This is a genomic window from Testudinibacter crocodili, assembly GCF_006228025.1.
Classification (GTDB): Bacteria; Pseudomonadota; Gammaproteobacteria; order Enterobacterales; family Pasteurellaceae; genus Chelonobacter.
Genome location: NZ_VDHF01000100.1, coordinates 1 through 5708 on the forward strand (window position 1 = coordinate 1; position 5708 = coordinate 5708).

A 5708-nucleotide genomic window follows, 5' to 3' on the forward strand; every position below is an offset into this window, starting at 1 on the left:
TTTTTTTTTTTTTTTTTTTAAACTGAGAAAGTTTAATGATTTTTTATCTGTTTTGGAGTGAAGGAATCATTAACTTTTGAATTTTCTTTACATTTTTACAACCATAAGGAATATTTTATGAAACCCACAATAAAAAACCACTGCTTTGGCTATCTTAATTTCACTCGGTGCAGTCGCTTGCGGATCGTCGGGCGGAGGATCAGACAACAAATCTGCTGCAAATACCAATACATCAACAACAGTGACACCGGCTACCGCCGATACTACTCCAACACCAACCACCGATATTCGAAATACTATTGAAAGTACAGCAGAAGAAAAAGCGAAGTAAGTTACGCAACAACTGCAACAGGCTCAAGAGCAACTCCGCACCACCAAAGAAGCAGCAACAAAAACAGAAAAAGACTTGCAACAAGCACAAAGTGCGGTTAAATCTGCAGAACAACAAATTAAGGAATATGAAGCCAATATTGCAAAATTAAAACAAGCCTCTGAACTTTCCTTACAAGAAAAAAATAAGCAAATAGCCCAAGCTCAAAAACAGATTGTACAACTACAAACTGATTTAGCAGAAGTTGAAACTACAAAAAACACCTATGAAAACCAATTAGCCGCAGCAAATGAGCAAATCAATCAGCTAAATCAAACTGTAGGAGACCTACAAAATCAATTATGGGTATATCGCTTAGAAGAAGAGCGTATCGCTAAAGAAAAACAAGCAAAAGCAGACTAATTAGCCGCAATTGAAAAAGAAAAATTAGAAAGGGAAAAAGCTCGAGAACCTTATGTAGCAAAATTTGTACAGATTGGAGGAATATTGCAGCCTTATTATTCTGGTTCAGATCTTGATGCAACAGCACTTCATGCTGATATTACCAGAATTACCGCTGACGGAACTCGAACCGGATCTTCCGAATCTTTAGATTATGCCACGACAGGTTATAGAGATGACGGTAGTGTGGGAAAACTTGACATATATCAAACGTATGCCTACAACTTAGAAGAAGCTGGACACTCTATTACCTCAATTTCATCCTCCACAACAAATCACACTAATCAACATCACACTAATCAACAAACTCAATTAGTATATGGTGACAATCCTACTCGAATGACCCAACTGGAAAAATTACAAAAAATTCAAGGAACTGCACAGTATCAAGGAACCGCTTATGTCATTTCATCAGATTATAATTCTAATATTGATGTAAATGCAAATATAACGCTCAATGCAGATTTTATTAATAAAACAATTTCTGGTGCTATAACTCGAAGCCCTGACCCACATGGCGGCTATATTCGCTATGGCAACATTAATTTAACTGAAACTACAATTGATACATATAATGGTTTATTAGAATTTAAAGGTAATGCAAACACTACCGAAAGCCGTCATCAGTACAACAATAATAATGATGAATGGCTTGATATACAATATACAGGAACTTACGAAGGCAAAATTATGGGGCCCGATGGTAAACAAGTATCAGGCTTAACTAATTTACAAGCGCCGATGACGATGGAGCATGGTGGTTATCGCTTAGATGCTGCCTTTACCGCAGAACATAAATAACGATACTAATAAATACTAATCTTTTGAGGCGCACTTGGCGCCTCTGTTTTTGAGCAGAGCAATGAAAAAACAATTTTATATTTTCTCCGTCACCGCACTTTGTGCAGCAAGTGCGGTTGCCGAAACCACCGTCAGCGTGAATCAAGCGACAACCCCCGAAAGCATTCAAAATATCGCACGCCCGACTGCGCCGCCGCAAAAGGTGGAAGAATCGGGGCAAAGTGCGGTGCAGCCGTTGCGGGTCAGTCGGGCGCAGTTGTTGGCAAATCCGCAATTAACCCAAGATTGGCTGAACTTAGCACTGCAACAACGCAATGCGGAATTAATCAATGAATTGTTGCCGATTTACCGCACGTTTGCACAACATGAGCTGATTCTCGTCCGTTTTGCCGAGGCGACATTAGCGCAACTGGCGCAAGATTATCCGCTGGCGATTAGCCGCTTTCGTGAGATTCTCGCCATCAATCCGGATCTCAATCCAGTGCGGATCGAACTGGCAAAAAGCCTGTTTCACGCTCGCCAAGACAATGCGGCGCGCGATCAGTTTGAAAAAGCCAAAAGTGCGGTCGGCGTGCCTGCGCCGGTGGTGCGGCTGATTGATTCTTATCTCGACGCACTACAGCAACGTAGTGGTTGGCAAAGCAGTTTCAGTGCTTATTACCTGCGTGACAGCAATGTCAATAACACCTCGTCCAAGCGCGAAATCGAGAACACGGGTTTTATCAAAGGCGACAGCATGTTGCCGCAGTCTGCGCACGGCATTGCCTACTCGTTCAGCCTAGAGCGTGATTTCAACCTGACTGGCGCACACTATTTGCATGTCGGCACGGAGCTATTCGGCAAGAATTTTTGGGATAATCATGATTATGATGATATTTATAACCGCACTTATCTCGGTTACACCCACAAAAGTGCGGTGCAAAGTGTGTCTATTTTGCCGTTTTACGAAAAACGCTGGTATGGCAATCAATCCTATAAATGGGCGAACGGCGTGCGTGGCGAATATCGTCGTTGGCTCAATGCCAACTGGCAGCTTTCAACCGCACTTGAACACGCCGAACAGCGCTATTACGACAGCCAAAACTTGAACGGACACAGCCAACTGGCTTCCGCCACCCTGCTGTGGCTACGCAGCCCGCGCCAACTTTTCTATTTTGGCGGCGATTATAACCGTGAAAAAACGCGCTTGTCGCAATACAGCAACAACACCCGCACCCTGCGGCTCGGTTGGGGGCAAGAGTGGCAATGGGGCGTTTCCTCCCGTTTGGGCTTTTCTTACGCACAGCGCAACTACAAAGATCAAGCCAAATTGGGCGAGATGATTCCGCTCGGCAAAGTGCGCAACGATAAGATTTATAACGTGAATTTAACCCTGTGGAAACGCAATTGGCACGTTTGGGGCATCACGCCGAAACTGCATTTCAACTGGAAAAAACAAGACAGCAACCTGCCGTCGATGTATTCCTATACACAGAAAAATGTCAATCTGATTTTTGAAAAGACGTTTTAAACGCATTTTAAATCAGGGGAACATTAGCCCAATTGATAAATAGCCACAAAGGACGGAAATTTCCGCCCTTTGTGTTTTAACGAGGTGATTTCGATAATCCCCAACGCAATATTTTCAAGATTTTGTTTCGCTCTTGCCGAATACCGAATTTTATATTCAAGCAGCATTTTGTTCATATTTTAATACCGCATTATATAGCACCTCTTTTACACCGCGATAAACCTCTTTATCGCTAAATTCATTGCCATTTTCAAAATCTTTATCACCCAGTTCGACTTCTTTTTTCAGATAATCCAAATAATCCGCTGTGCATTGCTGTTCCATTGCATACTCCTAATCGCAAATAAGAATAGTGGCATAATGTTCCCTTTCCGCAAAAGGATCAAGCCGTAATCCAATATATCCCACCTCCTTAATCCGCCCTATCGCAAAGTGCGGTTATTTCAGGTAAAACTGATCGCACTTTTACTCTCTAATTTTGCATTGTTGGAATAACAATCCAAAATTCCCTCTGCTAATTAGCGATTTTTTTCTGCTTGCTTGTCCGATCAAACTGTGTCAAAATCTTAAAAACACAGAATTCCTGAAAAGTAAGGAATGAAAGGAGAGTATTATGGAACTCGCTAAAATTACTTCAAAAGGGCAAATCACCATTCCAATCGCTATTCGTAAAAAATTGAACGTAAAAGAAGGCGATAAATTACTATTTGTTGAAAATAACGGCAAAATCGAAATCTTAAATTCTACGATGCTGGCAATTAAAGAAGCGCAACAAGCCTTTCAGGGTGAGGCCGAAAAAGCAGGACTTTATTCCGAAGGTGATGTGGTTGAATTAATCAAACTACTACGGAAAGAAATCTAATGCGAATCATGCTAGACACCAATGTATTGCTATCCGCATTACTTTTTCCGTCCGAGCGAATGAACCGTTTAATTGAATTAGTTGCCATTGAAAATACAATGGTGCTTTCCTCCTACGTCGTAAATGAATTAAAAACCGTGGTTGAACGCAAATTTCCGCATAAATTAGATGTGATTGATCGACTGCTTTCGATTATCAGCTATGAATTAGTCTATACTCCAACCAAATTTGATTTACATATCGATATTCGGGACGAAAAAGATTATCCGGTGATTGCTACCGCAATTTTGGAAAATGCAGATATCTTAATCACAGGCGACAAAGATTTCACAGAACTTACCTATCTCCCAATAGAAATTCTAACCCCAACTCAATTCCTAGAAAAGTACGCATAATCATATTCAAATCAGACTTTCTATCGCAAAGTGCGGTTGTTTCAGGTAAAATTGACCGCACTTTTACTCTCTTTTGGAATGGCTATGACGATTAAAGCACGCATTCACTCTTTTGAATCCTGTGGCACGGTGGACGGGCCGGGAATCCGTTTTATTCTGTTTTTACAAGGCTGTTTAATGCGCTGTCAATATTGCCATAATCGCGATACTTGGGATTTAGACGGTGGCAAAGAGATCACCGTCGAAGAGCTGATGAAGGAAGTCGTCACTTACCGCCATTTTATGAACGCATCCGGCGGTGGTGTCACGGCGTCCGGCGGCGAAGCAATTCTGCAAGCGGAATTTGTGCGTGATTGGTTTCGTGCCTGTAAAGCACAAGGCATTCACACCTGCCTCGACACCAACGGTTTTGTGCGCCGTTACGACAACATGATTGACGAACTGCTTGATGTCACTGATTTGGTGCTACTAGATTTGAAACAACTGGACGATAAAATCCACCAAAATTTGATCGGCGTGCCAAATAAACGTACGCTGGAATTTGCCCGCTATCTGCAAAAACGCAACCAACGCACCTGGATTCGCTATGTGGTCGTGCCAGGCTACACTGATGACGATCACTCCGTCACCCTGCTTGGCGAATTTATCAAAGACATGCACAATATCGAAAAAATCGAACTGCTGCCGTATCACCGCTTGGGACAACACAAATGGGAAGCGATGGGCGAAAAATACGAGCTGGAAGATGTGCTGCCGCCCAGCAAAGAAAAAATGGATCATATCCAAGCGATTTTGTCGCGCTATCACAACAACGTGATTTATTAACTCCACACAATCTCCGATTTTCAACGCGCTATTCGCCCTCTTGCCGATAGCGCGCTTTTATTTCTGCCTTGAACCGCTCCCTTTTCTTTTTTGAAATTTTACTCCATTTTCATTCTAAATGTGACAAAGATCAAAATTTCCGTATAAAAATCACTAAAGCCTTGTTTTTTTTTTTTTTTTTTTAAACTAAGGAGGTTTAATGTTTTTTTCGTCAATTTGGAGCGAAAACCACATTAATACTTCATTTTTATCTCATAAATAACCAACAAGGAATCCAATGATGAAACCGACGATCAAAACAACCGCACTTGCGATTTTAATCTCCCTCGGAGCCATTGCCTGTGGTTCATCAGGTGGTGGAAGTTCAACACCAAATAACACAAATACCTCAGCACCTACTACACCAGCAACAGATAACACAACCACTGATGCGGCAAAAAAAGCCGAAGAAGCTCGTAAAGCTGAAGAAGCCCGTAAAGCCGAAGACGCTCGCAAAGCCGAAGAAGCTCGCAAAGCCGAAGAAGCTCGCAAAGCCGAAGAAGC

General features: G+C 42.1%; 8 protein-coding genes and 1 pseudogene. 7 read left to right on the plus strand and 2 right to left on the minus strand.

Annotated features, from left to right (window positions below; translation table 11 throughout):
* Positions 1 to 406: 406 nt before the first annotated feature.
* From FHQ23_RS10525 to FHQ23_RS10535, 3 genes are all read left to right on the plus strand, one after another.
* Positions 407 to 733, plus strand: coding sequence for a coiled-coil domain-containing protein (locus FHQ23_RS10525; protein WP_139614285.1), 327 nt, complete (start codon positions 407 to 409; stop codon positions 731 to 733).
* An 84-nt stretch (positions 734 to 817) separates the two neighbouring features.
* The gene (locus tag FHQ23_RS10530) at positions 818 to 1573 is read left to right on the plus strand and encodes a HupA family protein (protein WP_139614286.1); all 756 of its coding nucleotides are present in this window, start codon (positions 818 to 820) and stop codon (positions 1571 to 1573) included.
* A gap of 61 nt (positions 1574 to 1634) precedes the next feature.
* Positions 1635 to 3083 (plus strand): surface lipoprotein assembly modifier, encoded by a 1449-nt coding sequence (locus FHQ23_RS10535; protein ID WP_139614287.1) that lies wholly within the window; start codon positions 1635 to 1637, stop codon positions 3081 to 3083.
* 23 nt (positions 3084 to 3106) lie between these two features.
* Here the strand turns inward: FHQ23_RS10535 and FHQ23_RS12430 are convergent, their stop codons facing one another.
* Entirely contained in the window at positions 3107 to 3259 is a 153-nt protein-coding gene (locus tag FHQ23_RS12430; protein ID WP_176552307.1) for a hypothetical protein, read from the minus strand.
* Positions 3240 to 3407 (minus strand): hypothetical protein, encoded by a 168-nt coding sequence (locus tag FHQ23_RS12435; RefSeq protein ID WP_176552308.1) that lies wholly within the window; start codon positions 3405 to 3407, stop codon positions 3240 to 3242. Before FHQ23_RS12435 ends, FHQ23_RS12430 begins: the two co-directional genes overlap by 20 nt.
* A 289-nt stretch (positions 3408 to 3696) precedes the next feature.
* Here FHQ23_RS12435 and FHQ23_RS10540 point away from each other — a divergent pair, with 289 nt between their 5' ends.
* The 4 genes and pseudogenes from FHQ23_RS10540 to FHQ23_RS10555 all read left to right on the plus strand — a co-directional run.
* Positions 3697 to 3945 carry an AbrB/MazE/SpoVT family DNA-binding domain-containing protein gene (locus FHQ23_RS10540; RefSeq protein ID WP_139614288.1) on the plus strand — a complete coding sequence of 83 codons (249 nt, stop codon included), beginning with the start codon at positions 3697 to 3699 and terminating at the stop codon, positions 3943 to 3945.
* On the plus strand, positions 3945 to 4340 hold the full coding sequence (locus FHQ23_RS10545; RefSeq protein ID WP_139614289.1) for a putative toxin-antitoxin system toxin component, PIN family: 396 nt from the start codon (positions 3945 to 3947) through the stop codon (positions 4338 to 4340). The genes FHQ23_RS10540 and FHQ23_RS10545 overlap by 1 nt, the downstream gene beginning before the upstream one ends.
* Before the next feature lie 84 nt (positions 4341 to 4424).
* The gene (gene pflA / locus FHQ23_RS10550; protein ID WP_139614290.1) at positions 4425 to 5165 is read left to right on the plus strand and encodes a pyruvate formate lyase 1-activating protein; all 741 of its coding nucleotides are present in this window, start codon (positions 4425 to 4427) and stop codon (positions 5163 to 5165) included.
* A gap of 277 nt (positions 5166 to 5442) precedes the next feature.
* Positions 5443 to 5708 (plus strand): annotated as a pseudogene (locus tag FHQ23_RS10555) (hypothetical protein); the annotation flags it as partial.